Source organism: Anaeromusa sp. (assembly GCF_028691475.1).
In the GTDB taxonomy this organism is placed as follows: Bacteria; Bacillota; Negativicutes; order Anaeromusales; family Anaeromusaceae; genus Anaeromusa.
Window position 1 is genome coordinate 1 of record NZ_JAQUZF010000152.1, and the last position, 2,518, is coordinate 2,518.

2 protein-coding genes are annotated in these 2,518 nt (G+C 54.5%); both read right to left on the reverse strand.

Annotated features, from left to right (window positions below; all coding sequences use genetic code 11):
* Positions 1-150: 150 nt before the first annotated feature.
* Positions 151-1,794, reverse strand: coding sequence for an alkaline phosphatase (locus PHF27_RS13265; RefSeq protein WP_300071042.1), 1,644 nt, complete (start codon positions 1,792-1,794; stop codon positions 151-153).
* Between the two features lie 224 nt (positions 1,795-2,018).
* Positions 2,019-2,518 (reverse strand): HAD hydrolase-like protein (locus PHF27_RS13270; RefSeq protein ID WP_300071045.1); only part of this gene is annotated, 500 nt, incomplete at its 5' end.

The window sequence follows — 2,518 nt, forward strand, 5'->3', positions numbered from 1 at the left end:
GTGAGACGCCTCCTCAATACATTTACTTGTGCCTATCTTGTCGGGTCAGCACATTGTTATTGTATTGCCGGGCGTTTCTTTTTTCAAAGACCGTTTTTAGATATTACAGGAATGCTCTGCGTTACGTTTTTCCGTACCTTTTCTGATTCGCTAAAACCATTGCTTTTCCAGGATTTCTGCAGCTTGGCGGCTGACATAGGTGCGGCCGGTATTGGGCGCATGAACGGTAATGCCGTCAAGTTGGTAGGTTTTGCCGTCGTAAAGCAGCAAGTCGGTGCTGCAGGGCAGACGCGCTTCTTTGGCGCCGCGGCGGACGACCAAAGTGGGATCGGCCAGTTCGTTGGTTTCTAGAGAAATCGCAGCGCCTAAGGGGGCAAAGAGAGACGTGGCTTCTACATAGAGGCGCTGATCGACTTCATCCAGGTTGAAACCCATGCTTTCGGCGCATAACGTGGCCAGGCGGGTGTTTTCGATAAGGCCGCTGGGCTTGTTGGGGCCGTAGGCGTAGAGCATGACATCCTCGCCGGTATGGCCGGTTGTGGTCCAGGCCAGGATGGAGCGTTCGCTGAGAAGGTGTCCTAGCACCGTATTGAAACGGATGCCAGGGGCCTGTTGCAGGCGGGTAATTTCTTCGTCGCTCAAATCATCCACGCCGTAGTAGCGTTGAATGTATTCGCGCAAGGAGGCGGCGGAACGATCACCGTTAAGCAGCGTTGCGACTCCTTCGGCGGTTAGCGTAGCCCGGCGCAGGGGGGCGACAAGGTTTTCATAAGGCATGTGATCATAGGTTTTGTCGCTTTTCTTGCTGCCGATAGCCAGGCCGCCGTTGCTGTGGTCGGCAAAGCAGAGTACCAGGGTTTGGCCGTCTTTTTTTGCGAAGTCCAAGGCGGTGCGGATGGCGTTAGCATAGGCGACGGAGTCGCTGATGACGCCGATGGGATCATTCGCATGCGAGGCCCAGTCTACCTTGCTGGCTTCTACAAAAAGGAAAAAGCCTTTCGGGTTTTGGGACAGCGTTTCAATGGCTTTGGCGGTCATTTCCGCTAAGGAAGGCTGTTCCGGATGCAAGGTCGTGCGGTCCATGTCGTAGTCTAAATCATTCGAGGCAAAAAGGCCCCAAAGGCGAGGGCTTTTTGCGGTTTGCATTTCCTTATTGGTGGCAGCGATGGCGTAGCCTCGCTGTTTCAGCACGTCGAATAAATTAACGCCGTCTTTGCGGCTGCCGCCGGCAGTTGAGGGTAGCAGATACTGGCTGCCGCCGGAAAGGACAACGTCAATATCCAAATAGACTTGTTGTTTGCCGATTTCTTCATAGTTGCTGCGATCCGGCCAGTGCGCTGAAAAGGCGGCCGGACTAGCGTGCTGGATGTTGGAGGTGGCTACAAGGCCGACGGCTTTGCCTTGCAGCTTGGCGCCTTCCAAAACAGTGGCTACTGGTTTATACTGCCGGGCTAGCGGCGTCGCTTCTACGCCGGGGATGGTGCTCTTGGGAGGCAGGACGCTGATAAATTTGTCATCGGTCTTATGGCCGGTGGCAAAGGCGCTGGCGGCCGGGGCGGAATCAGTAATAATCGAATCGGCTCCATAGGTGCGCACGGCTCCGACTACATACGGATCCTGCGGCAGAAGCTGGCCGCTCAGGTACCAGCGGGTGAGGGTGGTGTGGGTTGCGCCTGTGCCGTCCGTCATCAAGACAATGACATTTTTGACAGGCGCCGCCCAGACCAAAGAGGGCAGCCAAAAAGAAAGGGCAAGAGCGAGAAAAATGGTCTTGCAGGAAAAACGATCATTCATTACACGTTCGACTCCTTCCAAGGTAGATTGTATGTCCGTTAACTCCTATTTCGCTGCGGAGCGTAAGGCTCCTGCCGGAAAAAGTAAAAGACGCCCGTCTTAAAGACAGCGGCGTCTGTTTGTACGTGGGAAGAGTCGTTTACACAGAGGAACAGAGGAAAAGCCAGAGGGAACAGAGAGAATGATTGAATAGGACTGTGTTTCGTGCCTATCTCGGCTTTTCCTTAAGCTAGCACGGGTGTTCTACCTAGAGCGGCGTCGGCCGTACGCAAGGCGTTGGCTAGGTCGCCGACGTTTTCAAAGACGAAAGTCGGTTTAGCGCTGCTGGCGGCTATGTCGTTGCGGGTGGATTCGCCGCTGAGGACCAAGACGCCGCAGACGCCGCTGTTGGCAGCCAGCTGAATATCTGTATAAAGACGGTCGCCAACCATGGCGGTTTCCTCTTTAGTGCAATGCAGCGTAGACATGAGGACATTAATAATTTCCTGATGAGGCTTGCCGATAATCAACTGCGGCGTTACGCCGGTAGATGCTTCAATGAGCTTGAGCATAGCGCCTGTGTCAGGCAGATAGCCGGAACGTTCATTGGTAGGGCAATTGATGTCCGGATGAGTGGCGATAAAAGGGACGCCTTCCCGCAGCAAATGGCAGGCTTCAGTAAGCTTGGCATAGGTTAGGGTCTGGTCAAAACCGAGGACGACGCAGGCCGGCTTGTCGCAAGTCA

Coding starts and splice junctions, on each gene's coding strand:
- PHF27_RS13265 (WP_300071042.1), bottom strand. CDS start 1,794: ATGAATGATCGTTTTTCCTGCAAGACCATTTTTCTCGCTCTTGCCCTT.